The 1,962-nt window shown below is 71.6% G+C and carries 1 protein-coding gene and 1 pseudogene; both read right to left on the reverse strand.

The window, feature by feature from the left end:
• Nucleotides 1-753 (reverse strand): annotated as a pseudogene (panC, locus tag AC27IO_RS23505) (pantoate--beta-alanine ligase); the annotation flags it as partial.
• A gap of 79 nt (nt 754-832) precedes the next feature.
• The gene (panB, locus tag AC27IO_RS23510) at nt 833-1,726 is read right to left on the reverse strand and encodes a 3-methyl-2-oxobutanoate hydroxymethyltransferase (protein ID WP_284427228.1); all 894 of its coding nucleotides are present in this window, start codon (nt 1,724-1,726) and stop codon (nt 833-835) included.
• Between the last annotated feature and the right edge of the window lie 236 nt (nt 1,727-1,962).

Here is a 1,962-nt window from a genome sequence, read left to right on the forward strand (position 1 = left end):
TCACCGTGCGCTGACTGGCACCAAGGCGGTGCGCTCATTGCGAGTGCACCGATCTGGTGAAAAGTCAAATTTGCCTGGCGCTCCCGCTCGCCGGCATCGCCCCCGCCCGCGAGAAAGCCGTCCGCCAGCGCGCGCAGGGCCTGGGCCAGCTGCATGGCGCGCGACCGCTCCTGCGCCCCGAGATAGCCGTTGCGCGAGCTGAGGGCCAGGCCATCGTCCGCGCGCCGCGTCTCCCCCCGCCACCACGTCCACCGGCAGCGCGAACTGCCGCACCATCTGCCGGATCACCATGAGCTGCTGGTAGTCCTTCTTGCCGAACACGGCCGTGCCGCCGCTCGCGCCCAGCACGCAGGCGAAGAGCTTCATCACCACCGTGCACACGCCGACGAAGAACCCGGGGCGAAAGTGTCCCTCCAGGATGTCGGCCAGCGCGGGGTCGGGATGCACCTTGAAGGTCTGCGGCTCGGGGTACAGGTCGGCCTCGCGCGGCGCGAAGAGCACGTCGCAGCCGGCCTCGCGCAGCTGGGCGCAGTCGGCGTCCCAGGTGCGCGGGTAGCTGTCGAAATCCTCGTGGGGCAGGAACTGCAGGCGGTTCACGAAGATGCTGGCAACGGTCACGTCGCCCAGCGGCCGGGCCTGCTCCACCAGTGAAATGTGGCCGGCGTGCAGGTTGCCCATGGTGGGGACGAAAGCGGGCCGGCCCCGGCCCGCGAGGGCCTGGCGCAGGTCGGCCACGGTGTGTGCGATGAGCATGGGTCATCCCGATCGGAAAAAAGAGGGCTGCAGGAAAAGGAAGGGACGGGCCGTAGGGGCGGCCCGGGCGCGGGCCGCCCTACCAGGCGTGCAGGGCGTCGTCCGGAAAGCGCCCGGCCTTGACGGCCTGCACATAGGCCTGCATCGCGCCGCGCACGCTGCCCGCCTCCTGCATGAAGTCGTGCACGAAGCGCGGCATCTTGGCCAGGTGGATGCCCAGCATGTCGTGCAGCACCAGCACCTGGCCGGCGGTGCCGCTGCCGGCCCCGATGCCGATGGTGTGGCAGTGGGGCAACTCGGCCGTGAGCTCGCGGGCCAGCGCGGCGGGCACCATCTCCAGCACCACCATGGTGGCGCCCGCGTTCTGCAGCTCGGACGCCTGCTGGCGCAGGGTGCGCGCGGCCAGGTCGCCCTTGCCCTGCACGCGGTAGCCGCCCAGGGCGTGCACCGTCTGCGGCGTGAGGCCCAGGTGGGCGCACACGGGCACGCCGCGCTGCACCAGGAACTCCACCGTCGGCGCCGTCCACCCGCCGCCTTCGAGCTTGACCATGTGCGCGCCGGCCTGCATCAGCGTGCAGGCGCTGCGCAGGGCCTGTTCGCGGCTTTCGGCGTAGGTGCCGAAGGGCAAATCGGCGATCAGCCACGCCGTGCCCTGCACGCGGTGCAGGCCGCGCGCCACGCTGGCCGTGTGGTAGGCCATGGTGTCCAGCGATACGCCCACGGTGCTGGGCAGGCCCTGGCAGACCATGCCGAGCGAGTCGCCGACCAGGATGCATTCCACGCCCGCCGCGTCCGCCATGGCGGCGAAGGTGGCGTCGTAGGCGGTCAGCATGGTGATCTTTTCGCCGGCCTCGCGCATCTGCTGCAGGCGCGGCAGGCTGACGGGCCGGCGCTCGGGCAGGGGAGAGGCGGGCGGCAGCGTGCCGTAGGGCGTCGCGGACGAGGCGGAGGCGTTGGGGATGGCAGTGTTCATGGGAATGGGCAGAGCCGGGCCGAAAGTGCGGCGAGTCTATGCGATGCCGCTATGCTTGCCGCCCATGACGAAATCCCCCCTTTCCCTGGACGGCGGCATCGCATCGCTGGCCCAGGACGACGTTGCCCGCGCGCTGCGCGAGGACGTGGGCGCCGGCGACCTCACCGCCGGCCTGATCGATCCGGCGCGCCGCGTGCGCGCCCGTGTGCTGGCCCGCGAAAGCGCGGTGATCTGCG

This window comes from Acidovorax sp. KNOB132 (assembly GCF_057541515.1).